We start from the raw sequence: 26,979 nt of genomic DNA, 5'->3' as shown, positions 1-26,979 counted from the left end.
TTGTAACTTCAACCACTTGGCGCTTCCGATCACTCGTTAGCGGGAGGCGAATTCTACAGCGTTACTCGCTGCTGTCAACACCTCTTTTACACCGCTTTCGACCGAGTGGATCGAACCGTTAATGGAGCCCAACACCCCGACTCCAGCAACTCCTTCGGGCCTCGATGAACTGAAGCGTAACCGCTGTCGAAAACTGCGTAACTCTTTGTTTACCAAGGAGTTTTCCGTTTCGACTGCGCCGGAAGTGGGGCGAATTATAGACTTACAGAATCTGCCGTCAAGGGTTAATTACGCTTTTGTTGCAGAAGGTGCTTTTTTTGCTATTAACCGGGGAATTCGGCGCGTGACAGGCGGGATACGCAACACTAATAGCAGCGCACCTATAGATGCATAGATAGCCCACTCCTTCAGATCCGCTCGAACGATCCAAAGCATATGGAGTAATCCAAGCCCCAGGATCACATATACCAAGCGATGCAATTTCTTCCAGCGACTACCGAGACGTCGCTGACTATAACGATTAGAGGTGACCGCCAACGCTAGCAATCCAACGAACCCAAGACTGCCGACAATAATGTAAGGCCGTTTGCGCAACTCCACCCCCAGTTGCGACCAATCAAGACCAAGGATAAATACCAGATAAGTACTCAAATGCATCACCACATAAGCAAAGCACCACAAACCCAACTGCCGTCGCACGGCAATCCATCCAGCCCAGCCGGTCAGTTTCTGCAAAGGCGCCATGTTCAGGGTGATCAGCAACAGAACCAGCGTGCCCAACCCCAATCGGTCAACCAGTACCTTCCCCGGATCCGGCCCCAGGGCGAAGATCCAGGCTTGATACAACCAAAGCAGCGGCCAAACCGCCGCTACTATAAAGACGCCAATGCGCCACAACGGATAACGCATCAGTAATTCTTCCGCAGATCGAAGCCGGCATATAAAGAAGCGACTTCATTGGAGTAGCCATTGAACATCTGTGTCTCGCGAACATTAGGGCTGAATAGTCCGCTTGGCAGACGACGCTCGCGGGCCTGAGTCCAGCGCGGGTGATCAACCGTAGGGTTTACGTTCGCGTAGAAACCGTACTCATCCGCAGCAATGCTTTGCCAAGTGGTTTTCGGCTGCTCACTGACCAGACTGATACGCACGATGGATTTGACACTCTTGAACCCGTACTTCCATGGCACCACGAGACGTAGCGGCGCACCGTTTTGATTAGGAAGCTCACGCCCGTACATACCCACGGCAAGAATCGCCAGCGGATTCATCGCCTCATCCAGACGAAGCCCTTCTATATAAGGCCAGTCGATCAGGGCAAAACCGGAGCGCTGACCAGGCATGCTCTTGGGGTCCTTCAGGGTTTCGAAACGAATGAATTTGGCCTTGGAGGTCGGCTCAACCTGCTTGAGCAGCGCAGAAATGGGAAAACCGATCCAGGGAATCACCATCGACCAAGCCTCCACACACCGCAGACGGTAGATCCGCTCCTCTAACTGATAGGGTTTCATGAAGTCTTCCAGGGCATAACGCCCGGGCTTGCCCACCTCGCCATCCACCACAACGCTCCACGGCTCAGTTTTCAGAGTTCCCGCGTTCTGTGCCGGATCACCTTTATCAGTACCGAACTCATAGAAATTGTTGTAGTGGGTCGCATCTTTAAATGGCGTGATCGCCTCATCCTTGACGGTGACAGCCTGCCATTTGGCCGCTGGTAGCTTTTCGGCGAACCAGGACGGCGCCTTACCCGGCTCGACATCCGCATACCGAGTCGCATCATCAGCATTAGCCCAGCGCGGCAAGCTGCTGACTGCCAGCCCGGCGATAGCGCCGCCCAACAGGTTGCGACGAGAGAAGTAGAGGGATTCTGGCGTGACATCCGACTCTTGGCAGTCGGACGACTTGGGTAGCTTGATTAACATGACAACTCCGCAGCATTGGAGGACTGATGCGCCAATAGACTGCGGAGTATGGGGGAAATTACATCACTCGACGTTTTTGTGACGACGAAGACGCAATAGGTACTGCACCGGTCCGGAGGCCGCATAGCCGAGGAAAATCAGCAACAGAATGCGCGGCGGATCACTAAAGACCACAGCGAACACCAGCACCACCGCCAGAATCGCGACAAAAGGCACTCGCCCTTTCAGATCCAGCTCCTTGAAGCTGTTGTACTTGATGTTGCTGACCATCAGCATGCCGGCGGCGGCAACCATCAGAGCAACAAGAAAGGACATCTTGGAACCCTGGATGCCGTAATCGCTGAACGCCCATACGATCCCGGCTACCACGCCTGCCGCGGCCGGACTGGCCAGACCGATAAAATAACGTTTGTCTGCGGTACCTACCTGAGTATTGAACCGCGCCAGACGCAATGCTGCGCCCGCCACATAGACGAAAGCGACCATCCAGCCTACTTTGCCCATATCACCCAAGGCCCAGCCGAATGCCAGCAACGCGGGTGCGACGCCAAAGGCGACCATATCGGACAACGAATCATATTCAGCGCCGAAGGCGCTCTGGGTGTTGGTCATCCGGGCAACGCGACCATCCAGCCCGTCGAGCACCATGGCGACGAAGATCGCAATCGCAGCAAAAGCAAAATACTTGCTCGCGCTTATCGCGTCTCCGGCACTCAAAGCGCTCTGTGCGCTCATGGAATTAATGATGGAGTAAAACCCCGCAAACAGGTTCGCGGTGGTAAACAGATTCGGCAGAAGATAGATACCACGATGCCGGACTTTACGGCCTTCAGCGTCATGCCCTTCTTCAACATGCTCATCGATCGGTAGCAGGCTTTCGGCGTCAGAGGCCTGGTGTGGCTCTTCGGGACGTTCGCTCATGGACAATACCTTGCAACGGTGTGGAAAGTTTCGACAGGTGTCTGCGACAACGGTTCGGACGCAAACGGTTCAGCTTTATACCAGAACCTGTCTGCCCAAACGAAAAAACGCGGCCTACGCCGCGTTTTCTCTTCAAGGCTAGAACTTAGTTCTTGGCTTTGTCGACGATCTTGTTGGCACCGATCCACGGCATCATCGAGCGCAGTTGCTCGCCGATGATTTCGATACCGTGAGCGGCGTTGTTACGACGCTTGGCGGTCATCGATGGGTAGCCGGTAGCACCTTCGCTGATGAACATCTTGGCGTACTCGCCGTCCTGAATGCGTTTCAGGGCGTTGCGCATGGCCTGACGGGATTCGGCGTTGATAACTTCCGGACCCGTCACGTACTCGCCGTATTCAGCGTTGTTGGAGATCGAGTAGTTCATGTTGGCGATACCGCCTTCGTACATGAGGTCAACGATCAGTTTCAGTTCGTGCAGGCACTCGAAGTAGGCCATTTCTGGCGCGTAGCCAGCTTCAACCAGGGTTTCGAAGCCGGCTTTAACCAGCTCAACGGTACCGCCACACAGAACAGCCTGTTCGCCAAACAAGTCGGTTTCGGTTTCGTCTTTGAACGTGGTTTCGATGATGCCGGTACGACCGCCGCCAACGCCAGCAGCGTAGGACAGAGCAACGTTTTTGGCGTTGCCGGAAGCATCCTGATAGATAGCGATCAGGTCAGGGATACCACCGCCTTTGACAAACTCGGAACGCACAGTGTGGCCCGGAGCTTTCGGCGCGATCATGATCACGTCGAGGTCAGCGCGAGGCACAACCTGGTTGTAGTGGATCGCGAAGCCGTGGGAGAAGGCCAGAGTTGCGCCCTTCTTGATGTTCGGCTCGATTTCGTCTTTGTACAGAGCGGACTGGAACTCGTCCGGGGTCAGGATCATGACCAGGTCGGCAGCAGCAACAGCGCTGGCAACGTCGGTCACTTTCAGGCCGTGAGCTTCGGCTTTAGCAACGGTCGCCGAACCTTTACGCAGACCAACAGTGACGTCAACGCCAGAGTCTTTCAGGTTGCAGGCTTGAGCATGGCCTTGGGAGCCGTAACCAATGATGGCAACTTTTTTGCCCTGGATGATCGACAGGTCACAGTCTTTTTCGTAATAAACTTTCATGAATTTCCCCTATATATCCAGGCCGTTCAGGCCATTCGCTAATTTGAGTTAGATGCTCAGCACTTTGTCGCCACGGGCAATCCCGGTGACGCCACTGCGTACGGTTTCCAGAATCGCGGCAGTGCCGATCGACTGAATGAAGCTGTCGAGCTTGTCGCTGGTACCGGTCAATTGCACGGTATACACGCTAGCGCTGACATCGACTATCTGCCCACGATAAATGTCGGTAGTACGCTTGATCTCGGCGCGCTGGGCGCCGGTAGCCTTGACCTTGACCAGCATCAGTTCGCGCTCGATGTGAGCACTTTCCGACAGATCGACCAGTTTGACCACTTCGATCAGCTTGTTGAGGTTCTTGGTGATTTGTTCAATCACTTCATCGTGACCAACAGTGGTCAGCGTCAGACGCGACAGGGTCGGGTCTTCGGTCGGCGCCACGGTCAGGCTTTCGATGTTGTAGTTACGCTGCGAAAATAGACCAACAACGCGAGACAAAGCGCCCGGTTCGTTTTCCAGAAGCAAGGAGATAATGTGCCGCATGATTAAGTACGCTCCGTCTTGCTCAGCCACATATCGCGCATGGAGCCGTCTTTGATCTGCATCGGGTAGACGTGCTCGCTGGTATCGACCTGAATATCGAGGAACACCAGACGATCTTTCATGGCGAAGGCTTCTTCCATCTTCGGCTTCAGATCCTTCAGATCAGTGATGCGCATGCCCACGTGACCATAGGCCTCGGCCAACTTGACGAAGTCAGGCAGCGATTCCATGTAAGAGTGCGAGTGACGGCTGCCGTAGCTCATGTCCTGCCACTGACGAACCATACCCAGCACGCCATTGTTCAGGTTGATGATTTTTACCGGCAGACCATATTGCAGGCAGGTCGACAGTTCCTGAATGTTCATCTGAATACTGCCTTCGCCTGTGACACAGGCAACATCAGCATCAGGGAAGCTCAGCTTGACGCCCATGGCCGCAGGGAAACCGAAGCCCATCGTGCCCAGACCACCGGAGTTGATCCAGCGGTTAGGCTTGTTGAACCGGTAGTACTGCGCAGCGAACATCTGGTGCTGCCCCACGTCGGAAGTCACGTAGGCATCGCCTTTGGTCACTTCGCTGAGGGTTTCGATCACGGTCTGCGGCTTGATGATGCTGCCGTCGCCCTTTTCGTAAGGGAACAGGCCACGATCACCGCGCCACTCGTCGACTTGCTTCCACCAGCTGGCAACGGACTCCTTGTTTGGGGTCTCGCCGATTTCCTTGAGGATGGCGACCATTTCGGTCAGCACACTCTCGACCGGCCCCACGATAGGCACGTCTGCCTTGATGGTCTTGGAGATCGAAGCCGGGTCGATATCGATGTGGATGATCTTGGCATTCGGACAGAACTTGGCCGGGCCGTTGATCACGCGATCGTCGAAACGCGCGCCTACTGCAAGGATCACATCGGCGTGGTGCATCGCCAGGTTGGCGGTGTAGCTGCCATGCATGCCGAGCATGCCGATGAACTGACGATCCGTACCTGGGTATGAACCCAGGCCCATCAACGTATTGGTCACCGGCAGGTTGAGCATTTGCGCCAGTTCGGTCAGCGGAGCGGAGCCGCCGCCAAGGATCACGCCGCCGCCTGCATAAAGAACAGGACGCTTGGCCGCCAGCAACATTTCTGCCGCTTTGCGAATCTGGCCGGAGTGGCCGCGAACAGCCGGGCTGTAGGAACGCAGCTTGGCCTTTTTCGGGAAGATATATTCGAACTTCTCGGCCGGGTTAGTCATGTCTTTCGGGATATCGACCACGACCGGACCCGGACGACCGGATTGCGCCAGGTAGAACGCTTTCTTCATGACTTCCGGGATTTCCGACGCATGCTTGATCATGAAGCTGTGCTTCACGATTGGCCGGGAGATACCGATCATGTCGGTTTCCTGGAATGCATCGGTACCAACCATGTTACTAGGCACCTGACCAGAAATGATCACCATCGGAATGGAGTCCATATAGGCCGTGGCAATACCGGTGATGGCATTGGTCGCGCCCGGGCCGGAGGTCACCAGTACCACACCGGCTTTACCGGTGGCACGAGCGTAGCCGTCAGCCATATGGGTCGCGGCCTGTTCATGACGAACCAGAATGTGGGTCACTTCCGGTTCTTTGAACAAGGCATCGTAAACATGAAGGAGAGCACCACCCGGGTACCCGTAGATATATTTGACGCCTTCGTCACGCAAAAAGCGGACGAGCATCTCACCGCCAGATAAAAGCTCCACGTTGTTCACCTCTAAAACGCCAGAATACCGTTCACTAAAAAGGGAACGGGTCTTAATAGGTTTACTGCTTAGCAGAGCATGAGCGACGGTGGTCGCCGACTACGTCAGCACTGACTGAGCAAGTATTGGGAGCTCCCCAAGTGTTGCGGGGTTTTCCCACCCAGCGCGAGGTAACGCGTTGCGGGTGTAACAAGTCGGCGCGGATGTGCGCCTCATGATCTGCTGAGCGGGTCTGCTTCTGGCAGTCCCTCTACAGCGGACTTTGGATTCTTCTGTTTCGCCCTCTCCAAGTCAAGTCGTCAATGTGCTTTATTCGAACTAAGCGCATGAGAAAGCAAGAAAAAACCTTTAAACAGCAACTGTGTTAGCTTCAATTGCGCAACCCATGACAAGGAAATGGCATGCGGACGTTTTTCTTCACAGCCAGCCTGCTGATCGCCCTGAGTCCTTTGTGCATGGCCGGCCAGATTTACAAATGGGTCGACGCTCAAGGCGTTACGCATTTCGATGCGCAACCACCACAGGGTCAAGAGATCACCACGATCGTAACGCCCTCCTCCCCAGCCACGTCACCCAAAGCGTTACCCGCCAACGCCCTCATAGGCGATCAGCAGGCTATTGAGCGCACCGTCAAAAAGCAGATCGCGGAACAGGAAGCCCAACTCAGGAAGTTCTGCGACACAGCGCGAACCAGTCTGGTTCAACTGCAGAACAACCCACGCTTGCGGGAGAATGCGGAAGGGGGGATGAAGCGCCTGACCGATGAGCAACGGCAAGAACGCACTGCCGAGGTACAGAAGTCGATTGTGGAAAACTGCCAGTAACGACTGGCAGTTTTCCTGTTTAGCCGACGTCGATGATCAGTTGATCAAATTGTGCCAACAGCTTCTGTAGCTCCCTGCCCTGCCCCGGGCGGGCGGCATAGACCATCTCGGCCATGGCCAGAATTCCGGAGGCATTCGGCAGCGGCTGGTTCTGTTCAAGGATGATTTTCATCCGAGGCAGAAAGATCCATTGCAGCCACTGTTCAAAATCCAGTGTATCGACACTGAAGGGCTCAACACTCGCTAGCGCCTCAGCGCCAGGAGGTGTTTCCTCCCAGCAACCTTGCACCCGCAGTTCACGCTCGATCAACAGGAGCTGTTCAGCAATCTTCGGAAAACGTACATCCATCAGAGAGGAACCTTGGCCTTCTGACGCGCCAGTGCCGCACCTGCGGAATCACCCTGTTTCTCACGTGCCTGAGCGATCAAGCCCCACAGGCTTGCCTGAAGGTCCGGGCGACCATTGGCAAAAGTCAGACCCCGACGAGCGAACTGCTCGGCTTGCGCCGCATCACCCTGAGCCATACGCACCTGTGCCAAACGGTAGAGCACTTGTGGTTCGCGCGGGGCGACACGTTGGGCGCGCTCCAGACTGGAGGAAGCACCGTTCAGGTCACCGCTCGCCTGTTGTTGCTGGGCGGTGGTCAGCAAGGCCAGCACCGGGCCGTCCAATTGTTCGTCGGCAGACAGGCCACCGCTGCGAGCGGAAGGAATCCCACTCGGCGTAGACGGCATGCTGTAGTTGCCCTGATTGATCGGTGCCGACTGGACAGGCGACGTATCGATCGGCCCTGGAGTGATAGGACCAGGCGTAATCGGCGCACTGCTGATCGGCGCCGAGGTGGTCGCGCCACCGCCCGGAATCATCACCACCACCCCCTCGCCTTGCGGGATGGCTTGAGTCTGAGCTTGCACCGGGCGCTTGACGGTCGTCTGACGGAAGCCGCCATTGGCCGATATCCGCTCACTGTTGGAAACGGCGCTGCCTGAATCCACCACTGGAATCGAGCCGCGCTGCACGTTGGCACAACCGTTGAGCAAAGCCAGAGCTGTAATAGCTGGAATCCACCACTTGTTCACTTCAAATCCTCTTTGCTTAATTCAACCAGCCCTTGACCCAATCCATCACCTCATTGACGGGCGCTGGGATTACGCCAGCACACGCGGTACCGGGAGGCGGTTCGCTGCCGCGAATATACGGCATCTGCACCGCGCCTGGACAACTCGCTTCGGAACCCTGCCCGGTACGGGAGTCGACCCAAGCCTGAACAACATTATCCGGCTGCGGCATATCCAGCGGCAACGGGTCAGCCTTGCGCATGAAACTGGTCCAGACCTGCAGGGCGCCAGTGGCACCGGTAAAGGGTGTTTTGCCGTTGTCATCGCGACCGAGCCAGACCACCGCCAGCAAATCCTGGCTGAAGCCGGCGAACCAGCTGTCCCGCGAATCGTTACTCGTGCCGGTTTTACCCGCCAATGTCAGGGTTTTCGGCAGAACGTTGTAGACCGAACTGCCGGTACCTTCGCGCATCACCCGCTGCATCGCGCTCTGGATCAAGTAGATCGAACCCGGATCGAATCGCTGCTGAATCTGGAACGGATAACGCTTGAGTGGTTGGCCTTCGGCGGTCAACACGCTACGAATCCCACGCATCGGCGTATTGAAACCACCGTTGGCCAGGGTCTGATACATGGTCGCCACTTCCATCGGGCTCAAGCCACCGGCCCCCAGCAACATCGACGGAAAGGCTGGAAACTCGCGGGTAATGCCCAGGCGCGCCAGTGTCTTGAGGACATTCGGCACGCCAACTGCCAGGCCCAGACGCGCGGTCGACAGGTTGTAGGAATGTGCTAACCCTTGGTACAGGAAGACCGTGCCGTGGGAACGGCGATCATAGTTCTGCGGCTTCCAGATCTGGCCGTCAGCGCCTTTCACCGAGAACGAGTCATCGGAGAGCCAGCTGGTCAGGGTGTACTGGCTCGGCTTCTCAAGCGCAGTCAGGTAAACCGCTGGTTTGACCAACGAACCGATTGGCCGTACAGCATCCAGTGCACGGTTGAAGCCGGCATAGCTCGCCTGACGACTACCGATCATGGCCTGGACTTCCCCGGTTTCCGGGTTGGTCACCACCATCGCGGCTTCAACCTCATCCGCCCCCTTGCGACCGGCAAGACGCTTGAAGGTATCGTTGACCGAGGCCTCCGCCTTCATCTGCAGGATCGGATCGAAACTGGTGAAAATTCGCAGTCCTTCTTCGGTCAAGTCTTCGTCGCGGTAGTCTTCGCGCAACTGACGTTTGACCAGATCAAGAAAACCCGGGAACGAGCTGTCGGCCAAACTGCCGCGTTTGGTTACGCCCAACGGCATCTTCTTGGCTGCTTCGACTTGCTCGGCCGTCGCAACACCTTGCTGTTCCAGCAGATCGAGCACCAGATTACGACGCTCGAGTGCGCGCTCAGGATAACGACGTGGGTTGTAGGCGGATGGCCCTTTGACCATGCCCACCAACAACGCCACCTGATGCAGCTTGAGTTCAGACAGCGGCTGGCTGAAGAAGAACTGACTGGCCAGACCGAAACCGTGAACCGCACGCTGCCCATCCTGACCGACGAACACTTCGTTGAGGTAGGCCTCAAGGATTTCGCGTTTGTCGTAATGCAACTCAAGCAGCAAAGCCATCATTGCTTCGGTCAACTTACGGGACAGGCTGCGCTCGTTGGTCAGGTAGAAGTTTTTGACCAGTTGCTGGGTCAACGTACTGCCGCCCTGACGCATTTGCCCAGACGAGGTGTTAACCCAAAGGGCCCGGACAATCGACTTCGGAGAAACCCCGAAGTGGTGATAGAAGTCCCGATCCTCCACTGCAACCAACGTATCCAGCAGGTACGGCGGCACCTGATCGATTTTGATCAGGATTCGATCTTCGAGGTTTTTCGGGTAAAGACCGCCAATCAATAGCGGTTCCAGACGCACGACCGCGACTTTCGAGCCGTTGGTCGCCGAAAGCTCGGCCACATAGTCACCGGAGAAGCGCACGCGCACCGGCTGAGCCTGCTCCAGGCCTTCATAGAACTGGAAACCGCGGGTATTCAAATCGACCGTGTTGCCATTGACCGATGCCGCGCCGGGACCATTGGCGACACTTTCGCGCCGGTAACCCAGAGCATCGAGCTCAGTCAGGAAGTCTTCCTTGCTGAGCTTTTGTCCGACGAACAGCTCCAACGGCCGGGCATAAACCTTGGCCGGGATGGTCCAGCGCTTGCCAGAGAACTTCTCCTGGACCACTGCATCGAGATAAACCGCAAAGCCGGCGAGCACTACCAGGCCGACCAGGCTGAGCTTCAGAGCCCAGCCTAACCAGGGGCGCAGGCCACCAGACGGGCGTTTGGAACGGGAACGAGGGGATCGGGTACGAGTCATGGCGGCGGATTATACGCACTTTATTCAGACTCAACAGAAGCCCTCTGAGGTTTGCACTAACGTCGCTTGCAGCCATAATGACGCCCTTGAATTTTCCACGAATCTGAAGGATCGCCTGTGAGCCAATCCCTGATCGCCGCCCTGCAAAACCCGGCCCTCTACCCACATCCCGTAGAAGGGTTTCAGGTCATCGAGACGCATATCTCCTGGGTGCTGCTCACTGGCCCCTATGCTTATAAAGTGAAGAAGCCGGTCAACTTCGGCTTCCTCGATTTCACCGGCCTGGAGGCTCGCGAACACTTCTGCGGCGAAGAGCTGCGCCTTAACCAGCGCCTGACCCATGATCTGTACCTGGAAGTGTTGCCGATTACCGGCAGCGCCGAAGCTCCGCAATTGGGCGGCAGTGGCCCCGTGATCGACTACGCGCTGAAAATGCGTCAGTTCCCACAAAGCCAATTGCTCAGCACCCTGCAAGCCAATGGCGAACTGACGGCTGTGCACATTGATGAGATGGCCAAGCAGATCGCTCAGTTCCACCTCAGTGCACCCCTGGTTCCGGCAACCCACGAAGCCGGCACACCAGAAAGCGTCATGGCGCCGGTACGGCAGAACTTCGAACAGATTCGCCCATTCCTCAGTGAAAAGGCTGACCTGCTGCAACTCGATGCCCTGCAAGCCTGGGCCGAAAGCAGCTTCGAGCGCCTCAAACCACTGTTCGCCCAGCGCAAGGCCGAGGGTTTTATCCGTGAGTGTCACGGTGACATCCATTTAGGCAACGCTACGGTGATCGATGGCGAGGTCGTGATCTTTGACTGCATCGAGTTCAACGAACCGTTCCGTTTCACTGACGTTTACGCTGACACCGGGTTCCTCGCGATGGACCTGGAAGACCGCGGCCTTAAAAGCCTGGCGCGGCGTTTTATCAGCCAGTACCTGGAGCTGACCGGCGATTATCAGGGGCTTGAGCTGCTGAACTTCTACAAAGCCTATCGCGCCCTGGTTCGCGCTAAAGTCACTCTATTCAGCATGCCAGCCGAAGCCGCCCCGGTGCAGCGTGCGACCACGCTGCGGCAATACCGCAACTATGCCAATCTGGCAGAAAGCTACAGCACTATCCCGTCACGTTTTATGGCGATCACCTCCGGCGTTTCGGCTGTCGGCAAAAGTCATGTGGCCATGCGTCTGGTGGAAGCATTGGGCGCGGTTCGCCTACGCTCCGATGTCGAACGCAAGCGTCTGTTCGGCGAGCAACAGGTACAAAACAATGTTGAGGCGGGCATTTATAGCACCCAATTCAGCGCTGCTACCTACGCCCGTCTACACCAGATTGCCGATGTGATTCTGCGTGCCGGTTTCCCCGTAGTGGTCGACGCCACTTACCTCAAACGCGAGCAACGCGATGGCGCTGCGAAAATCGCCGAAGCCACCGGCGCGCCGTTCCTGATCCTCGACTGCAATGCTCCGCAAGCAGTCATCGAGAGCTGGCTCGCGCAGCGTCAAGCGGACAAAAATGATCCGTCCGACGCGACCATGGCAGTTATCGAAGCTCAGCAAGCCAGCCGTGAGCCCCTGACTGCTGCGGAAATCCTGTGCAGCAAACGCGTCGAAACCAATGAAAGCGGCACTCTCGACAGCTTGGTTGCACACATTCGCCAGCGCTTGCCGGGCCTGTAAGCAACTATTTCAGCCGTGGAACCGGTAACGGCTTCACGGCCGCAAAGTAGTGGCACTATAATGGCGCCATAAATCCAACAGGTGACGCCCCATGAGCCAGCCGAAACTTCTCGACACTCCGCTTTACGCGCTGCTGCACAAAGACGACATCGCCGGTTTCAATAGTGAAAGGCCTAAAGACAAACCTATCGATATGCGTGGTGGCGATTTCCGCGGCCTCGATCTGCGCGAGCTGAACGCCGAAGGCATCGACTTCACAGACGGTTACTTCCGCTCGGCTGATTTACGCGGCCTGGATTTGCGCAATTCCTCCATGGAAGGTGCGAGCCTGGCACATGCGCAAATATCGGGGGCCTACTTCCCACCAGAGCTGACGGCCGATGAGATTCTCATGTCGGTGAATTTCGGCACGCGCTTGCGCTACCGCACCAAATAATTCACTCATTAACCAGAAGTCCGGCGCCCTTCACTACGCGCTGGACTGTGCGTAGTGTTTCCCGCTGTCAACCAGCGTACTCGCTCTCGACTCCTCTCCCACTGCGCTCGCAGCCCTTTCTATAGCCTTCTGGCCTCTCGGCTTAGAAGCTTTTTCGTAGAAACTTACCAAACAACCACGCTTTTCCTACTGACCGCTACACTCCTTTGAGGCTCGTCCACGCACCGTTCGGCCGTCGCAAGGAGGCTTGATGAATGATGAACTGCAGCACCTGAAGAACCTTGGCAAGACGTCGGCACAATGGCTGCACGCCGTGGGCATCCATAGTGCTTCTGACTTACGCCGCCTAGGGGCGGTGGATGCATATCGGGCCGTGCGAACCCGGGGGTTTCGTGCATCGAAAGTGTTGCTCTATGCAATCGAAGGCGCGCTGATGGACGTGCACTGGAACGACATACCGGCAGAACGCAAAGATGCATTGAATAAGCAGCTGGAAGCGATATCGTCACGCCATAAAAACTGAGCGGGCAGGATTTACATGTATTTCCTCGGGGAACAACCGGCCTACGCCGACGCACTGATCAGTCGACTGCAACGTATTCCAACTCAGCTATTGGAGGGTTTGGCGCCGTGCGGCGTAGTGCCAGCGTCATTGCCAGCGAGCCCAGTACGGTCATGCTGATCCCGAAGGATCAATTTCTCAGCTTGACGCAAAGCAATCCGAAAATTGCCCACAACCTTATTCAAAGCATGGCGCGCAGAATCGACCAACTGAACAAAGAAGTCATCCGCCTCCACTCGCTCAAGGAGAGAGCCTGAAGCGCCCTGTTTACGGGCGATCAGCAAGAGCACTTGACTCGATTCACAGAAATGAAAAAACAGCTATTGACTTAGAAATGAGAATCGTTATGATTACCACATCTGGTCGCGAGATCAGCCGATAACCTGGAAGACCAGTGGTTCGGACTCTCAGATTATCTCCTCATCAGGCTAATCACGGTTATTTGACCCGGCTCTTGCCGGGTCTTTTTTTGCCCGTTGAAAAATGGAAACGGGTGACGGTTGCCACATCGTCATCGGCATTCAGTCATTAAGAGAGGATTCCTGGCCCGACGCTGTGGATAACCGCAGGCCCCGACAAATCATTTGGGTAGGTCCTGGATTTTTACTTACGCAGTGGAGCGCAATAGTCCTGCTCAGGCATAGCAGCGGTGTACCAGACATAGTCCGCCATACCTGGTGCAACCTCAGCACCTTCCTGCGCCAACATCAACACGACCGCCCCGTCCGGAGCCCCAAGGTCAAACAGGTGTACTGGTATTCCGACATCCTTGCGCGCGTGGAAAGCACCGGCAAACAACAGCGAAGGAGTGGGTGCCGCCAGCAAGCGCTCTGCCATTCGCCGATCACGTTGCTGCTGGACAGCCAGCATGGCAGGCATTTGCGTTTCAGGTAGCAGACCACAATGGGATTCGCGAACTTGCGCCAGCAGTTCGCCTTTGACCGAAGCCGAGTTCGAACGAGCACCACTCAATGCAGGTGCCCGGGCATAAATTTGCCGCACTTCATTCGCGTCAAGGTTGGCCGCCAGCAACGGATAAGGCTGAGCCAACGCAAAACGCACAACAGGGCCGTACAGTGTCCAGTCCCAACCCGATTGCCACGCCAACGCTTTAGGTAAGTCGTTGGGCCAGCCAGTCGTTTTCAGCTCCATGTGGACCTTGTCGACGCGAGGCTGCTGGTCCGGCGTCAGCATCTCCAGGAGAAGACTGCCTTGGGTACGACGATCAGCCAACGCCTGTAGCAATCGCAATTGCAGCGAATGGTGATCGGGGTTGTCGTGCTGTTCACCGACGATGACCCGTGACGCGTTGGCCAGGCGACCGAACAATTCATCCGCCGTCAGCACCTGTCCGTTGCTGAGATCACGGATCATGCCGGCAGTCGGCCCTTTCGAGCTGCTTGAAGCCGGTGTGTTCGGCAACATCGACGCGTTATGACAAGCACCGAGCAGCATCAAAACCAGTATCAGAATCGCACGCATGCTTTCATTCCAGTGAGTGGTCTTAACGGGCGATGATCAACGGGTGCCCGCGTTCCGGATGTTGCTGCACCAGCACATCCAGCCCAAAAACGGCTTTCAGCGGTTCAGGTCGCAGCACCATCGCCGGGCTGTCCAGAGCATGAGGGCGTCCGCCCTCAAGCAGCAACAAACGATCACAATAGCGCGCTGCCAGGTTCAGATCATGCAGGATCACCAGCACCGCAGCGCCGCGATCGGCAAACTCGCGGATCGCCTGCAAAGTTGTGTGTTGATGCAGCGGATCGAGCATCGATGTCGGCTCGTCGAGCAGCAAGGTTTGCCCGACCTGCCCCGGCCATAGCTGCGCCAGGACACGCGCCAAGTGCACCCGCTGCCGCTCGCCACCGGACAACGCCAGGTAACTGCGTCCGCTCAGATGCTCGGCGTCAGCGGCATGTAAGGCCGCGGCGATAATTTCGTCGTCGCGGACTCGACCGCTTTGATGCGGCAAGCGCCCCATGCCGACGACCTCTTCGACCCGAAAAGCAAAATCCAGCGTCGAGGTCTGCGGTAATACCGCTAGACGTTGCGCCCTTTGCGCACCCTCCCAGTTTCCCAACTCACGCTCATCCAGCCAGACTTCCCCCTGACTTGGACGCAGTTCGCCGCACAACGCACCGAGCAAGGTGCTCTTGCCCGCACCGTTCGGTCCGAGTACGCCGAGCACTTCGCCCGATTTGAGCTCCAGATTGATATCCGCCAACACCGTCTGCTTGCCACGGCGGATCTGCAGGTTTTCCGCTCGCAGCATCAGGCGCGCCCTCGTAACAACAAAAACAGGAAGAACGGTGCACCGATAAACGCCGTGACTATTCCGATCGGTAACTCGGCGGGCGCCAATGCCAAACGCGCCACCAGATCGGCAAACAGCAGCAGGCTCGACCCCGCCAACACCGAGGCAGGCAACAAAACCCGGTGATCCGGCCCGGCCAACAGCCGCACCAGATGCGGTACCACCAACCCGACAAAGCCGATCATGCCGGCCGCCGCAACCGCAGCACCGACCCCGAGCGCCGTACAGAACACCAGTTCACGCTTGAGCCTTTCAACGTCGATGCCCAAGTGACTGGCTTCTGATTCTCCCAGCAGCAGTGCATTCAGTGCCTTGGCCCGGCGCGGAAGCCACAGCGCCACCGCCGCGCTCACCAGCAGTAACGGCCACAGCCTCGAATAGCTGGCGCCGTTGAGGCTGCCCAGATTCCAGAAGGTCAGCGTACGCAAGGTGGCGTCATCCGCCAGATAGGTGAACAAGCCGACTGCCGAGCCGGCCAACGCAGTCAGGGCGATGCCCGCCAACAACATGGTCGCTACGTTGGTTTGACCATTACGCCGGCCGAGACGGTAGACCAGCGCCGTCACCCCCAGCCCGCCGAGAAAGGCACACAACGAAAGCAGGTAAGGACCTAGCGCCTCAGGCAGCCCGCCAAATACCGAACCGCCGACAATCGCAATCGCTGCGCCCAACGCGGCACCACTGGATACACCGACCAGGCCCGGGTCGGCGAGCGGATTACGGAACAAACCCTGCATCGCCACGCCAGACAACGCCAGTACCCCGCCCACTGCCAGGCCGAGCAAAGTCCGTGGCAGACGGATCTGGCCGAGAATCAGTTCGGCCTGCTCCAGTCCCTCTGCCGGTATTGGCAACCCGATCAAGCGCAACGCTGCACGCAAAGTATCCAGCAACGGCAAGCTAACGGGTCCCAGCGCCAAAGATAGCCAGATTGCGAGCACACACAGCAGGCTCAAGCCAATAAACAACGATCGAGGTTTAACCAGCGTGGTCATGGGGCGATTTTAGCCTTGGCTGATTCGATGGGATAGAACCTGGCCGACAACTTCACCAGGCTTGCCGGCAACCGTGGACTGAGCCCACCTACCAACAAAGTCGGATCGAGCTCAAACACTCGCCCGTCCTTGGCCGCACGGGTTGAGGCAAGGATCGGGTTTTCCTTGAACAGCGCGGCGCGCGCAGCCTCGCCGGTCAAGCTGCGGTCAGCGAAGACCAGTACTTCGGGATTCAGACTGGCCAGGGACTCGACTGAAAACGGTTTGTAGCCGCTGTGAGTCGCCAGATTCTGGCCACCGGCCTGCAGCAACAACCAGTCAGCTGCCGTGTCCTTGCCAGCAACCAAGGGTTTGCCGCCCGCATGCCCCAGTAGCAACAGCACACCCGGGGGTTTTTGCCGGGTCTGCGCTTGGCTGACCCAGGTTTTCTGCTGTTCAAGTTGCTGTTGATAGTTCTGGAACAGTTGCGCGGCCTTGTCTTCGTTGCCCAACAGCGTGCCCAGGTGCTGCAAGTTGCCCTGCAAGGTCGGCAGGTCAGGTTGCGCCGAGAACAGCTCGACCTGCACGCCCGCACTGCGAATCTGCGACAGCGCTGGGGGTGGGCCCATTTCTTCGGTGCCCACGAGAATCTGTGGGCGCAAGCTCAAAATGCCTTCTGCTGACAGCTGCCGCTGATAACCGATACTGGGCAGGGCCTTGAGTGATTCCGGGTACTGGCTTGTAGTATCCACGCCGACCAACTTCGACTCGCCCCCTAATGCGCTGACCCATTCCGACAACGCGCCACCGGCACTGACCCAGCGTTGCGGCAGTTCGGCCGCTACAGCCCCATGGTTGACCAAAAGTCCGACACAGAACGCAATAGCGCTGGTACTCAGGCGCATAAGAGGTTTTCCTTTGAGGGCTGTCCTGCTGAATTACGCGTCAATGTGACATGCCGAGGATCCTCGGCATCGTACTCAGCGAGTGCATACACAACGAGCGAAGCGGGCATTTGATAATTGTTTGCATTTGCACGTCAAGCACAGACATGTTTCGTCACATGCATACGAATACACCATCACAGCCTGAGCGCAGAGCCTCGGGCACCTGAGGATAGACATGAAGTTTCTTTGCACCCACGCCGAGCTGGTCGACGCCAGTAGCCGCGGCTTTGATATCGACGGCCAGAAGCTGTTCGCCGTGCGCCGTGAAGGCCAGGTCTATGTCTATGAAAATCGCTGCCCGCACCGGGGTGTCGCGCTGGAATGGCAGCCCGACCAGTTTCTTGACCAGAGCGCCAGCCTGATCCAGTGCGCCACGCACGGCGCACTGTTTCTGATCGAAAGCGGTGAATGCGTCGCCGGCCCCTGTGCCGGGCAATCCTTGACCGCCCTTCCTTGCAAGGAAGACGCCCAAGGGATATGGGTGCAACTTTAGTGGCCTGTGTGGCTAGCCGTTCAGAATGACCTCCAGGCGTCGGTCGATGCAGACCTCTTCAGCGGTCAGCCGCACGCCGTAAGCCAACACCTCGACCCCGCACGCAACCGCCTCACGCAGCGCCGCGGCATAACCCGGGTCGATCTCCTCGGCCGGACGCACCGCCTCGATGCCCGTCAGGTTGACGCAATACAGCTGCACCGCGCGAATACCGTCCCGCGCCAGACAGGCCAGCTCCCGCAAATGCTTGGCGCCGCGCGCAGTCACGGCGTCGGGAAATGCGGCAATGGGTGAACCATCGAAGCCTAGCGTGACACTTTTGACTTCGACAAACGCCGGACCGCTCGGGTAATCCAGGCGGAAATCGATTCGGCTATTTTCCTGACCGTAAGCCACTTCGCGCTTCAGCCCGGTGAAGCCATTGAGCTCAGTGATCAACCCTGCGCGCAAAGCCTCCTCGATCAAGGCATTGGCCCGCGCCGTGTTGACGCAGGCCAAACGCCCCTGTGGGGTTTCGCTGATTTCCCAGGTGCCGGGCAATTTGCGTTTGGGGTCGTTGGAACGACTGAACCAGACCTGCCCGCCTTCCACCATGCAGTTGAACATCGAACCGGTGTTGGGGCAGTGAATGGTCAGCAACTCACCGCTAACGGTTTCGATATCCGCCAAAAAGCGCTTATAGCGACGCAGCAAACGGCCTTCTTCGAGTGGAGGATGAAAGCGCATCAGCCTTGCCAGCTCCGCAAACCGCGAGCAATCCGCTCGACGGCTTCCTGCAAACGATCCAGGTTCTGGGTGTAGGCAAAACGCACGTGATGGCCGGCCTGATGACGGCCAAAATCCAGCCCCGGCGTAATCGCCACGTGCTCGGTTTCAAGGAAATGCCGGCAGAAAGCAAAGGCATCTCCGCCGAACGCGCTGATATCCGCGTACAGATAAAACGCGCCTTCCGGCTCAACAGCAATGCCGAAGCCCAGTTCCCGCAAGGCCGGCAACAGGAAGTCCCGGCGACGACCAAACTCGGCACGCCGCTCCTCAAGAATGCTCAGCGTGTCGGGCTCAAAGCAGGCCAACGCGGCGTGCTGGGCCATGCTCGGCGCACTGATATAGAGATTCTGCGCGAGTTTTTCCAGTTCGCCGACGGCGGCTGGTGGCGCCACCAACCAACCCAGGCGCCACCCCGTCATGCCGAAATACTTTGAGAAGCTATTGAGGACAAATGCGCTGTCATCAACTTCCAGCACGCTGGCTGCATCAGTGCCGTAGGTCAGACCGTGATAAATCTCGTCCACCACCAGATGACCGTTGCGCGCCTTGATTGCAGCAGACAACCCGGCCAGTTCGTCACGGCTCAAAATCGTCCCGGTCGGATTGGCCGGCGAAGCCACCAACGCACCAACGCTGTCCTGATCCCAGTAACGCTCGACCAGCTCTGGAGTGAGCTGATAACGCACCTCCGGACCGACCGGAATCAGTTGCGCCGCGCCTTCCACCAAGCGCAGAAAATGCCGGTTACATGGGTAACCCGGGTCCGCCAGCAGCCAGTGTTTGCCCGGATCGACCAGCAAACTACTGGCCAGCAGCAGCGCACCCGAGCCGCCGGGGGTAATCAGAATCCGCTCAGGATCAATGTCCAGAGCGTAACGCTGTTGGTAGAAACCAGAGATAGCGGCCCGCAACTCCGGAATTCCGCGGGCGGCGGTGTAACGGGTTTTCCCCGCCGTCAGCGCGGCCTGGCCGGCTTTGATGATCGGCTCAGCCGTGGTGAAGTCCGGCTCGCCGATTTCCAGATGGATCACATCGTGCCCGGCCGCTTGCAATTCGTTGGCGCGCGCCAGCAACGCCATGACATGGAAAGGTTCGATAGCGCGGCTACGCGCACTGTAGGGCTGAGCCATTAGCCATTCCTTCAATGGGGAGCAAAAACCCGATTCTACCCAACGACGGGAACGAGCGAGAGCCTAATGCGGTCTGAACCGTAAGATAGCTGGAACAACTCAAACGTTTGGCCCAAGTTTGACTAAAATCAATAATTGATCAGGCCTCCAGACCCACCAGTCAAGGCTTTGCAACCTTTTGCAAGCATCATGGACCGCAGGCTCGACAACCGGGAGTAGCGCGGCCCGATTTGATCTGGTAAGTTCGCCCGCTTGCAGCCGCAGGGCCGGCAGGTGTCGGTATGGAACATTCCTGCGCAATGGATTACAAGAGTAGAGGCGGTCCATTCATGCCCACCCAAGCAAAGCAAAAGCAGAACCAGTCGATCAGCGGCTTCGAACCCTACGTTCAAACCAAGGGCGAGGAGTACATGGGCGAGCCCATGCGCAAACACTTCACCAAGATCCTGAACAAGTGGAAACAGGACTTGATGCAGGAAGTCGACCGCACTGTTGATCACATGAAAGACGAAGCGGCCAACTTCCCTGACCCGGCCGACCGTGCCAGTCAGGAAGAAGAATTCAGCCTTGAACTGCGTGCCCGCGATCGCGAGCGCAAGCTGATCAAGAAAATCGACAAGACTCTGCAATTAATCGAAGACGAAGAATACGGTTGGTGCGAGTCTTGCGGCGTCGAGATCGGCGTCAAGCGACTGGAAGCGCGCCCTACCGCTGATATGTGCGTCGATTGCAAAACGCTGGCGGAAATCAAGGAAAAGCAGGTCGGCAAGTAACAGCCGATTTGAACGAAGAACGGAGCGTGCGAACGCTCCGTTTTTGTTTCTGGGGATTTTGAATAATGTAGGAGCCGCCGGTCGACGCTCGATTGGTCCGGGCGGCGTTCCGGCGATAGCGATTTCAAGGACGCCATCGCCGACAACAGGCCAGACAAAGTAACATTTAGCCATGACTGCCATTACCTCCTCCTCGTATATCGGGCGCTTCGCCCCCACTCCCAGTGGTTATCTGCACTTCGGCTCGCTGGTCGCTGCCCTGGCCTCGTACCTCGACGCCCGCTCGGTAGGCGGACGTTGGTTGGTGCGCATGGAAGATCTCGACCCGCCACGGGAAGAACCCGGCGCCCAAGTTGCGATCCTTGCTGCTCTGGAGCACTACGGTTTCGAATGGGACGGCGAAATGGTCCGACAGAGTGACCGTCACGACGCCTACGCCGAAGTGCTCAATCGCTTGTTCAATTATGGTTTGGCCTACGCCTGCACCTGCTCGCGCAAACAGCTGGCGCCCTATCACGGTGTCTATCCCGGGCTGTGTCGCAATGCCGGCCACTCGAGTGACAACGCCGCAATCCGCCTGCGGGTGCCTGAGCTGGAATACCACTTCGAAGATCGGGTGCAGGGCGAGTTTCGCCAGCATCTGGGCCGCGACGTCGGTGATTTCGTTATTCGTCGCCGCGACGGGCTTTACGCCTATCAACTGGCGGTAGTGCTTGACGACGCCTGGCAAGGCATTACCGATATCGTCCGCGGCGCCGACCTGCTGGACTCCACGCCGCGCCAGCTGTACCTGCAAGAATTGCTCGGGCTGCCGCAACCGCGCTACCTGCACGTCCCGCTGATCACTCAACCGGACGGCCACAAGCTGGGCAAATCCTACCGTTCACCACCGTTGGCCAACGATCAGGCCATGCCCTTGTTGCTCCGTGCGCTGCGTGCCTTAGGCCAAAAACCCGGTAGCGAACTCGACTACGCAAGCCCCCGAGAAGTACTGAGCTGGGGCATCCACCACTGGGATGCAGCGCTGATCCCGCGCACACTCACCTTGCCCGAAGCGCAAATACGCTGACGACGCTTGCAGCTTGGCGCCCATCCGTTACCATCGCCGCACGTTTTCGGGCACACGCACAATAAAGAGAGGCCAGGATGTACATCTATCGTTTGGTCCTGCTCCTGGTAGTCGGGATCTATCTGTTCTCCCCGGCCATCATGGATTGGTGGATCGACGCCACTGGCGCCTGGTATCGCCCTTATCTGCTCTGGCTGATTCTGATCGTTGTGACCTTCATCCTGCAGAGCCAAAAAGATGCCGATGAGCTTTAGCCTGACCCAGATGATCCTGATTAGCGCCGCCTACCTGGCGGTGCTGTTCGGAGTGGCCTGGATCAGTGAACGCGGGATGATCCCGCGCTCGATCATTCGCCACCCGCTGACCTACACCTTGTCGCTGGGTGTGTATGCCAGCGCTTGGGCGTTTTACGGTACGGTCGGCCTGGCCTATCAATATGGTTACGGCTTTCTATCCAGTTACCTCGGGGTTTCCGGGGCCTTTTTGCTGGCGCCGGTGCTGCTGTATCCGATTCTGAAAATCACCCGTACCTACCAGTTATCGTCCCTGGCCGACCTGTTCGCGTTCCGTTTCCGCAGCACCTGGGCCGGCGCGCTGACGACAATTTTCATGCTGATCGGGGTCTTGCCGCTGCTGGCGTTGCAGATTCAGGCGGTTGCAGACTCCATCGGCATCCTCACCCGAGAGCCGGTACAGCATCGTGTGGCGCTGAGTTTCTGCGCACTGATCACCCTCTTCACGATCTTCTTCGGCTCGCGGCATATCGCTACCCGGGAAAAGCACGAAGGGCTGGTGTTCGCCATCGCCTTCGAATCGGTGATCAAACTCATCGCCATCGGCGGCGTCGGTCTGTATGCCCTATACGGTGTGTTCGACGGCCCGCAACAGCTTGAGCTATGGCTGTTGCAGAACCAGACCGCCCTCGCCGCCTTGCACACCCCTCTGCAAGAAGGACCATGGCGCACGCTGTTGCTGGTGTTCTTCGCGTCGGCGATTGTCATGCCGCACATGTACCACATGACGTTCACCGAAAACCTCAACCCGCGTTCGTTAGTGAGTGCAAGCTGGGGCTTGCCGCTGTTCCTGCTGTTGATGAGCCTGGCGGTACCGCTGATTCTCTGGGCTGGCCTGAAACTGGGCGCCACCACCAACCCGGAATACTTCACCCTCGGCATCGGCATCGCCGCCAACAACAAGGCGCTGGCGCTATTGGCCTATGTCGGCGGACTGTCGGCCGCCAGCGGACTGATCATCGTCACCACCCTGGCGCTGTCCGGAATGGCCTTGAACCACCTGGTGCTGCCGCTCTATCAGCCGCCCGCTGAAGGCAACATCTATCGCTGGCTGAAGTGGACCCGCCGGGCGCTGATCGTCGCGATCATCATGGCCGGCTACGGGTTCTATCTATTGCTGGGGGCCGAGCAGGATCTGGCCAACCTTGGCATCGTCGCCTTCGTCGCCACGTTGCAATTTTTGCCTGGCGTGCTGTCGGTGCTGTATTGGCCGACCGCCAACCGCCGAGGTTTTATCGCCGGGCTGCTGGCGGGGATTCTGGTGTGGCTGGTGACCATGTTGTTGCCGCTGGTTGGCAATCTGCAGGGCTTCTACATTCCGCTGCTGAACATGATCTATGTGCTGGACGACACCAGTTGGCACATGGCGGCCATCGCCTCACTCGCCGCCAACGTATTGATGTTCACCCTGATCTCGCTGTTCACCAATGCCAGCAGCGAAGAAGCCAGCGCCGCCGAAGCCTGCGCGGTGGATAACGTCCGCCGCCCGCAACGCCGAGAGCTGCACGCCGCATCGCCGCAAGAGTTCGCCACTCAACTGGCCAAACCGTTGGGAGCCAAAGCCGCACAGAAAGAAGTCGAACAGGCATTGCGCGACCTTTATCTGCCCTTCGATGAGCGCCGCCCTTATGCCTTGCGCCGGCTGCGCGATCGCATCGAGGCTAATCTCTCCGGCCTGATGGGGCCGAGCGTGGCTCAGGACATGGTCGAGACTTTCCTGCCGTACAAGGCCGGTGGCGAGAACTATGTCACTGAAGATATCCACTTCATTGAAAGCCGCCTCGAGGACTACCACTCGCGCCTGACCGGTCTGGCCGCCGAGCTCGATGCCTTGCGTCGCTATCACCGACAAACCTTGCAGGAACTGCCGATGGGCGTCTGCTCGCTGGCCAAGGACCAGGAAATCCTCATGTGGAACAAAGCCATGGAGGAGCTGACCGGCATCGCAGCACAGCGCGTGGTGGGTTCACGCCTGAGCACCCTTGGCGATCCGTGGAAAGAACTGCTGCAAGGTTTCATCAACCTGCCGGACGAACACTTGCACAAACAGCACCTGGCCCTCGATGGCCAGACCCGTTGGTTGAACCTGCACAAAGCCGCCATCGACGAGCCGCTGGCGCCTGGCAACAGCGGCCTGGTGCTGCTGGTGGAAGACCTGACCGAAACCCAGATGCTCGAGGATAAACTGGTGCACTCCGAGCGGCTGGCCAGCATCGGTCGACTGGCTGCCGGCGTGGCCCATGAAATCGGCAACCCGATCACCGGTATCGCCTGTCTCGCGCAAAACCTGCGTGAGGAGCGCGAAGATGACAGCGAACTGACCGAAATCAGCGGTCAGATCCTCGAGCAGACTAAGCGTGTTTCACGCATCGTCCAATCGCTGATGAGCTTCGCCCACGCTGGCAGCCATCAACACAGTGACGAGCCCGTGTGTCTGGCCGAAGTAGCGCAGGATGCCATTGGTTTGCTGGCGCTGAACCGACGCAACTTCGAAGTACAATTTTTCAACCTGTGCGACCCTGAACACTGGGTCGACGGCGACCCACAGCGGCTCGCCCAGGTGCTGATCAACCTGCTGTCCAATGCCCGCGACGCCTCACCGGCCGGCAGTGCAGTACGGGTCAAAAGCGAAGCCAGCGAACACACGGTCGATCTGATCGTCGAAGACGAAGGCAGTGGTATCCCGAAGAACATCATGGACCGATTGTTCGAACCCTTCTTCACCACCAAGGATCCTGGCGAAGGCACCGGTCTGGGCCTTGCACTGGTCTATTCCATCGTTGAAGAGCATTATGGACAAATCACCATCGACAGCCCGGCTGACACCGAAAGCCAACGCGGCACCCGTATCCGGGTGACCTTACCGCGTCATGTCGAAGCGACGTCCGCTGTGAACTGAGACCGTCGAGAGTATCGAATCAATGCCGCACATTTTGATCGTCGAAGACGAAACAATTATCCGCTCCGCCTTGCGCCGCCTGCTGGAACGCAACCAGTACCAGGTCAGCGAAGCCGGTTCCGTGCAGGAAGCACAAGAGCGTTTCAGCATTCCCACGTTCGACCTGATCGTCAGTGACCTGCGCCTGCCGGGCGCACCTGGCACCGAGTTGATCAAGCTCGGCCAGGGCACTCCAGTGCTGATCATGACCAGCTACGCCAGCCTGCGTTCGGCAGTTGACTCGATGAAGATGGGCGCGGTGGACTACATCGCCAAGCCTTTCGATCACGACGAAATGCTGCAGGCCGTTGCACGCATTCTGCGTGACCGGCAATCGGTGCAGAGCACTCCCGGTGAACGCCCGACGGGCAAAGCCAACGGCGCAGAGAAAGCGGGTGTCGACAACAGCAACGGCGACATCGGCATCATTGGCTCCTGTCCGCCGATGCTGGAGATGTACAGCAAGATCCGCAAAGTCGCGCCAACCGATTCCAATGTGCTGATCCAGGGTGAATCCGGTACCGGTAAAGAACTGGTCGCCCGTGCCCTGCACAACCTGTCCAAACGCGCCAAAGCACCAATGATTTCAGTGAACTGCGCGGCCATCCCGGAAAGCCTGATCGAATCCGAACTGTTCGGCCATGAGAAAGGCGCCTTCACCGGCGCTAGCGCTGGCCGTGCGGGTCTGGTCGAAGCCGCTGACGGCGGCACGCTGTTCCTCGATGAGATCGGCGAGTTGCCGCTAGAGGCTCAGGCGCGCTTGCTGCGTGTGTTGCAGGAAGGCGAAATCCGCCGCGTCGGCTCGGTGCAATCGCAGAAAGTCGACGTACGCCTGATTGCCGCGACTCACCGTGATCTCAAGAGCCTGGCCAAGATCGGCCAGTTCCGTGAAGACTTGTATTATCGCCTTCACGTCATCGCTCTGAAGTTGCCGGCCCTGCGTGAGCGTGGAGCCGACGTCAACGAAATTGCCAACGCCTTCCTCGCCAGGCAAAGCGCTCGGGTCAACCGCACTGACCTGAAGTTCGCCCCGGACGCCGAACAGGCGATTCGTCATTACTCTTGGCCGGGTAACGTTCGAGAACTGGAAAACGCGGTCGAACGCGCGGTAATTCTGTGCGAGAGCCCGGAGATTTCGGCCGAGTTGCTGGGGATCGATATCGAGTTGAGCGACCTGGACGATGACGATTTCATCGGCCTGGCACCGCAACAGGGTACCGCCAACAACACCAGCCACGAGCCTACTGAGGACTTGTCGCTGGAAGACTACTTCCAGCATTTCGTCCTTGAGCATCAGGACCACATGACCGAGACCGAGCTGGCCCGCAAACTCGGGGTCAGCCGCAAGTGCCTGTGGGAGCGGCGCCAGCGCCTGGGTATTCCACGGCGCAAGACCGGGGTTGCCAGCGAGAGCTGAGTCCACTCAGCCACACGGGTAACACCCTCATATGTAAAAAAACTGTTACCTCAGTTTTTTTACGTAACAAAAGCCGGGGCTTACGGTAACGAAGTCCCGGCTTTTTTATGCCCTGAAAACCCTCGACCAACCAGCTAACCCCTTGTTTTACTGGGCTTCGCAAAAGTTGGCACGACACCTGCTATATGCTTAGTACAAAAACAATAACAAGCAATGCAAAAGACAATAAAAATAAGACGTATCGGCTCACGCATAATAAAAACAACACGGCGGAGGCGCAGCTAACTGATTCTTTTGGAGAGGCGTTGTATTTGGGGCTTGCCCCGCAACCAGGCCGAGAACAACAAAAAACTGTCCTAAGACAGAGCCTGAACTGGTTGGATCACTGGATCATTGCAACACAGCGACCAAAGCAATCCGTTTGCTCTTGGCTCCCGATTGGGAGGGTCACGAAGGCAGAAACTCGTGACAAGGGCGATCAATAAAAACAAGAAGCCCAACACCAATAATAAAAATAGAGCATGCAACTACTTCTTGGGGAGCTTCGGCTCCCCTTGTGGTTTCTGGCGTTTGACCTCCCCCGTACGCTTGATGCGCACGCTTCCTACACCATCCCTCGACTAAATGCTAGAATCCCCGCCCATCATGCGGTCATTCTTCGTTATGGCCGAACA

Annotated in this window: 25 protein-coding genes and 1 pseudogene; 11 read left to right on the top strand and 15 right to left on the bottom strand. The window is 57.8% G+C overall.

Annotated features, from left to right (window positions below; all coding sequences use genetic code 11):
- Positions 1-288: 288 nt before the first annotated feature.
- From msrQ to ACZYSM_RS08820, 6 genes are all read right to left on the bottom strand, one after another.
- On the bottom strand, positions 289-909 hold the full coding sequence (msrQ, locus tag ACZYSM_RS08845; RefSeq protein ID WP_489070827.1) for a protein-methionine-sulfoxide reductase heme-binding subunit MsrQ: 621 nt from the start codon (positions 907-909) through the stop codon (positions 289-291).
- Entirely contained in the window at positions 909-1,922 is a 1,014-nt protein-coding gene (gene msrP / locus ACZYSM_RS08840; protein WP_489070825.1) for a protein-methionine-sulfoxide reductase catalytic subunit MsrP, read from the bottom strand. The genes msrQ and msrP overlap by 1 nt, the downstream gene beginning before the upstream one ends.
- 63 nt (positions 1,923-1,985) lie before the next feature.
- Entirely contained in the window at positions 1,986-2,843 is an 858-nt protein-coding gene (gene pssA / locus ACZYSM_RS08835) for a CDP-diacylglycerol--serine O-phosphatidyltransferase (protein ID WP_489070823.1), read from the bottom strand.
- 145 nt (positions 2,844-2,988) lie between these two features.
- Positions 2,989-4,005 (bottom strand): ketol-acid reductoisomerase, encoded by a 1,017-nt coding sequence (ilvC, locus tag ACZYSM_RS08830; protein WP_150643297.1) that lies wholly within the window; start codon positions 4,003-4,005, stop codon positions 2,989-2,991.
- 48 nt (positions 4,006-4,053) lie between these two features.
- On the bottom strand, positions 4,054-4,545 hold the full coding sequence (gene ilvN / locus ACZYSM_RS08825) for an acetolactate synthase small subunit (RefSeq protein ID WP_150643298.1): 492 nt from the start codon (positions 4,543-4,545) through the stop codon (positions 4,054-4,056).
- Between the two features lie 2 nt (positions 4,546-4,547).
- Positions 4,548-6,272, bottom strand: a complete 1,725-nt coding sequence (locus ACZYSM_RS08820) for an acetolactate synthase 3 large subunit (RefSeq protein WP_489070820.1) — start codon at positions 6,270-6,272, stop codon at positions 4,548-4,550.
- A gap of 401 nt (positions 6,273-6,673) precedes the next feature.
- Between ACZYSM_RS08820 and ACZYSM_RS08815 the strand changes: the two genes are divergently transcribed.
- Complete coding sequence (locus tag ACZYSM_RS08815) at positions 6,674-7,096, top strand: DUF4124 domain-containing protein (protein ID WP_489070818.1); 423 nt, start codon at positions 6,674-6,676, stop codon at positions 7,094-7,096.
- Positions 7,097-7,115: 19 nt separating this feature from the next.
- Here ACZYSM_RS08815 and ACZYSM_RS08810 read toward each other — a convergent pair whose 3' ends face one another.
- From ACZYSM_RS08810 to mrcB, 3 genes are read right to left on the bottom strand one after another with little or no spacing between them, the layout of a single operon-like run.
- Entirely contained in the window at positions 7,116-7,445 is a 330-nt protein-coding gene (locus ACZYSM_RS08810) for a YqcC family protein (protein ID WP_489070816.1), read from the bottom strand.
- Positions 7,445-8,176: a tetratricopeptide repeat protein gene (locus ACZYSM_RS08805; protein ID WP_489070814.1), complete on the bottom strand. Its 732-nt coding sequence runs from the start codon at positions 8,174-8,176 to the stop codon at positions 7,445-7,447. The genes ACZYSM_RS08810 and ACZYSM_RS08805 overlap by 1 nt, the downstream gene beginning before the upstream one ends.
- A gap of 16 nt (positions 8,177-8,192) precedes the next feature.
- Entirely contained in the window at positions 8,193-10,517 is a 2,325-nt protein-coding gene (gene mrcB, locus ACZYSM_RS08800) for a penicillin-binding protein 1B (RefSeq protein WP_489070812.1), read from the bottom strand.
- A 117-nt stretch (positions 10,518-10,634) separates the two neighbouring features.
- Between mrcB and ACZYSM_RS08795 the strand changes: the two genes are divergently transcribed.
- The 4 genes and pseudogenes from ACZYSM_RS08795 to ACZYSM_RS08780 form a co-directional block, all read left to right on the top strand.
- Positions 10,635-12,191 (top strand): bifunctional aminoglycoside phosphotransferase/ATP-binding protein, encoded by a 1,557-nt coding sequence (locus ACZYSM_RS08795; protein WP_489070810.1) that lies wholly within the window; start codon positions 10,635-10,637, stop codon positions 12,189-12,191.
- A 91-nt stretch (positions 12,192-12,282) separates the two neighbouring features.
- Positions 12,283-12,627 carry a pentapeptide repeat-containing protein gene (locus ACZYSM_RS08790; protein ID WP_489070808.1) on the top strand — a complete coding sequence of 115 codons (345 nt, stop codon included), beginning with the start codon at positions 12,283-12,285 and terminating at the stop codon, positions 12,625-12,627.
- Positions 12,628-12,877: 250 nt separating this feature from the next.
- Entirely contained in the window at positions 12,878-13,150 is a 273-nt protein-coding gene (locus tag ACZYSM_RS08785) for a TfoX/Sxy family protein (RefSeq protein ID WP_003228231.1), read from the top strand.
- A gap of 107 nt (positions 13,151-13,257) precedes the next feature.
- Positions 13,258-13,446: pseudogene (locus ACZYSM_RS08780) on the top strand (cAMP-binding protein); the annotation flags it as partial.
- Between the two features lie 346 nt (positions 13,447-13,792).
- Here the strand turns inward: ACZYSM_RS08780 and ACZYSM_RS08775 are convergent.
- The 4 genes from ACZYSM_RS08775 to ACZYSM_RS08760 are packed head-to-tail and all read right to left on the bottom strand — an operon-like array spanning position 13,793 to position 17,382.
- A complete protein-coding gene (locus ACZYSM_RS08775; RefSeq protein WP_489070806.1) occupies positions 13,793-14,671 on the bottom strand; it encodes a ChaN family lipoprotein in 879 nt (292 codons plus the stop codon).
- Positions 14,672-14,693: 22 nt separating this feature from the next.
- On the bottom strand, positions 14,694-15,461 hold the full coding sequence (locus ACZYSM_RS08770; protein WP_489070804.1) for a heme ABC transporter ATP-binding protein: 768 nt from the start codon (positions 15,459-15,461) through the stop codon (positions 14,694-14,696).
- Positions 15,461-16,444 (bottom strand): FecCD family ABC transporter permease, encoded by a 984-nt coding sequence (locus ACZYSM_RS08765; RefSeq protein ID WP_489070848.1) that lies wholly within the window; start codon positions 16,442-16,444, stop codon positions 15,461-15,463. The genes ACZYSM_RS08770 and ACZYSM_RS08765 overlap by 1 nt, the downstream gene beginning before the upstream one ends.
- Positions 16,445-16,494: 50 nt before the next feature.
- Positions 16,495-17,382 carry a heme/hemin ABC transporter substrate-binding protein gene (locus ACZYSM_RS08760; protein ID WP_489070802.1) on the bottom strand — a complete coding sequence of 296 codons (888 nt, stop codon included), beginning with the start codon at positions 17,380-17,382 and terminating at the stop codon, positions 16,495-16,497.
- 217 nt (positions 17,383-17,599) lie between these two features.
- On the opposite strand from ACZYSM_RS08760, the gene ACZYSM_RS08755 reads away from it, so the two are divergent.
- On the top strand, positions 17,600-17,917 hold the full coding sequence (locus ACZYSM_RS08755) for a Rieske (2Fe-2S) protein (protein WP_489070800.1): 318 nt from the start codon (positions 17,600-17,602) through the stop codon (positions 17,915-17,917).
- A 12-nt stretch (positions 17,918-17,929) separates the two neighbouring features.
- Here ACZYSM_RS08755 and sfsA read toward each other — a convergent pair whose 3' ends face one another.
- Both sfsA and ACZYSM_RS08745 read right to left on the bottom strand, forming a co-directional pair.
- A complete protein-coding gene (gene sfsA, locus ACZYSM_RS08750; protein ID WP_489070798.1) occupies positions 17,930-18,643 on the bottom strand; it encodes a DNA/RNA nuclease SfsA in 714 nt (237 codons plus the stop codon).
- Positions 18,643-19,815: a pyridoxal phosphate-dependent aminotransferase gene (locus tag ACZYSM_RS08745; protein ID WP_489070796.1), complete on the bottom strand. Its 1,173-nt coding sequence runs from the start codon at positions 19,813-19,815 to the stop codon at positions 18,643-18,645. The genes sfsA and ACZYSM_RS08745 overlap by 1 nt, the downstream gene beginning before the upstream one ends.
- A 329-nt stretch (positions 19,816-20,144) precedes the next feature.
- Between ACZYSM_RS08745 and dksA the strand changes: the two genes are divergently transcribed.
- The 5 genes from dksA (at position 20,145) to ACZYSM_RS08720 (ending at position 26,305) form a co-directional block, all read left to right on the top strand.
- Positions 20,145-20,588 (top strand): RNA polymerase-binding protein DksA, encoded by a 444-nt coding sequence (gene dksA / locus ACZYSM_RS08740; protein ID WP_489070794.1) that lies wholly within the window; start codon positions 20,145-20,147, stop codon positions 20,586-20,588.
- A gap of 172 nt (positions 20,589-20,760) precedes the next feature.
- Positions 20,761-21,657, top strand: coding sequence for a tRNA glutamyl-Q(34) synthetase GluQRS (gene gluQRS / locus ACZYSM_RS08735; protein ID WP_489070792.1), 897 nt, complete (start codon positions 20,761-20,763; stop codon positions 21,655-21,657).
- 77 nt (positions 21,658-21,734) lie between these two features.
- The gene (locus tag ACZYSM_RS08730; RefSeq protein ID WP_003176118.1) at positions 21,735-21,911 is read left to right on the top strand and encodes a hypothetical protein; all 177 of its coding nucleotides are present in this window, start codon (positions 21,735-21,737) and stop codon (positions 21,909-21,911) included.
- Entirely contained in the window at positions 21,895-24,849 is a 2,955-nt protein-coding gene (locus ACZYSM_RS08725) for a sensor histidine kinase (protein ID WP_489070790.1), read from the top strand. Before ACZYSM_RS08730 ends, ACZYSM_RS08725 begins: the two co-directional genes overlap by 17 nt.
- A 22-nt stretch (positions 24,850-24,871) precedes the next feature.
- A complete protein-coding gene (locus tag ACZYSM_RS08720; RefSeq protein WP_489070788.1) occupies positions 24,872-26,305 on the top strand; it encodes a sigma-54-dependent transcriptional regulator in 1,434 nt (477 codons plus the stop codon).
- Positions 26,306-26,979: the final 674 nt, after the last annotated feature.

The sequence above is a fragment of the Pseudomonas sp. F220 genome (assembly GCF_057813935.1).
This window is presented reverse-complemented; position numbering and strand designations above follow the sequence as displayed.

What these genes read in the sequence shown, in the direction of transcription:
- sfsA (WP_489070798.1), bottom strand. Translation starts at nt 18,643, where the DNA reads ATGCGCTTTCATCCTCCACTCGAAGAAGGCCGTTTGCTGCGTCGCTAT.
- ACZYSM_RS08815 (WP_489070818.1), top strand. Translation starts at nt 6,674, where the DNA reads ATGCGGACGTTTTTCTTCACAGCCAGCCTGCTGATCGCCCTGAGTCCT.
- pssA (WP_489070823.1), bottom strand. Translation starts at nt 2,843, where the DNA reads ATGAGCGAACGTCCCGAAGAGCCACACCAGGCCTCTGACGCCGAAAGC.
- ACZYSM_RS08770 (WP_489070804.1), bottom strand. Translation starts at nt 15,461, where the DNA reads ATGCTGCGAGCGGAAAACCTGCAGATCCGCCGTGGCAAGCAGACGGTG.
- mrcB (WP_489070812.1), bottom strand. Translation starts at nt 10,517, where the DNA reads ATGACTCGTACCCGATCCCCTCGTTCCCGTTCCAAACGCCCGTCTGGT.
- ACZYSM_RS08755 (WP_489070800.1), top strand. Translation starts at nt 17,600, where the DNA reads ATGAAGTTTCTTTGCACCCACGCCGAGCTGGTCGACGCCAGTAGCCGC.
- msrQ (WP_489070827.1), bottom strand. Translation starts at nt 909, where the DNA reads ATGCGTTATCCGTTGTGGCGCATTGGCGTCTTTATAGTAGCGGCGGTT.
- msrP (WP_489070825.1), bottom strand. Translation starts at nt 1,922, where the DNA reads ATGTTAATCAAGCTACCCAAGTCGTCCGACTGCCAAGAGTCGGATGTC.
- ilvC (WP_150643297.1), bottom strand. Translation starts at nt 4,005, where the DNA reads ATGAAAGTTTATTACGAAAAAGACTGTGACCTGTCGATCATCCAGGGC.
- dksA (WP_489070794.1), top strand. Translation starts at nt 20,145, where the DNA reads ATGCCCACCCAAGCAAAGCAAAAGCAGAACCAGTCGATCAGCGGCTTC.
- ACZYSM_RS08725 (WP_489070790.1), top strand. Translation starts at nt 21,895, where the DNA reads ATGCCGATGAGCTTTAGCCTGACCCAGATGATCCTGATTAGCGCCGCC.
- ACZYSM_RS08720 (WP_489070788.1), top strand. Translation starts at nt 24,872, where the DNA reads ATGCCGCACATTTTGATCGTCGAAGACGAAACAATTATCCGCTCCGCC.
- gluQRS (WP_489070792.1), top strand. Translation starts at nt 20,761, where the DNA reads ATGACTGCCATTACCTCCTCCTCGTATATCGGGCGCTTCGCCCCCACT.
- ACZYSM_RS08775 (WP_489070806.1), bottom strand. Translation starts at nt 14,671, where the DNA reads ATGCGTGCGATTCTGATACTGGTTTTGATGCTGCTCGGTGCTTGTCAT.
- ACZYSM_RS08760 (WP_489070802.1), bottom strand. Translation starts at nt 17,382, where the DNA reads ATGCGCCTGAGTACCAGCGCTATTGCGTTCTGTGTCGGACTTTTGGTC.
- ACZYSM_RS08745 (WP_489070796.1), bottom strand. Translation starts at nt 19,815, where the DNA reads ATGGCTCAGCCCTACAGTGCGCGTAGCCGCGCTATCGAACCTTTCCAT.
- ilvN (WP_150643298.1), bottom strand. Translation starts at nt 4,545, where the DNA reads ATGCGGCACATTATCTCCTTGCTTCTGGAAAACGAACCGGGCGCTTTG.
- ACZYSM_RS08790 (WP_489070808.1), top strand. Translation starts at nt 12,283, where the DNA reads ATGAGCCAGCCGAAACTTCTCGACACTCCGCTTTACGCGCTGCTGCAC.
- ACZYSM_RS08810 (WP_489070816.1), bottom strand. Translation starts at nt 7,445, where the DNA reads ATGGATGTACGTTTTCCGAAGATTGCTGAACAGCTCCTGTTGATCGAG.
- ACZYSM_RS08785 (WP_003228231.1), top strand. Translation starts at nt 12,878, where the DNA reads ATGAATGATGAACTGCAGCACCTGAAGAACCTTGGCAAGACGTCGGCA.
- ACZYSM_RS08730 (WP_003176118.1), top strand. Translation starts at nt 21,735, where the DNA reads ATGTACATCTATCGTTTGGTCCTGCTCCTGGTAGTCGGGATCTATCTG.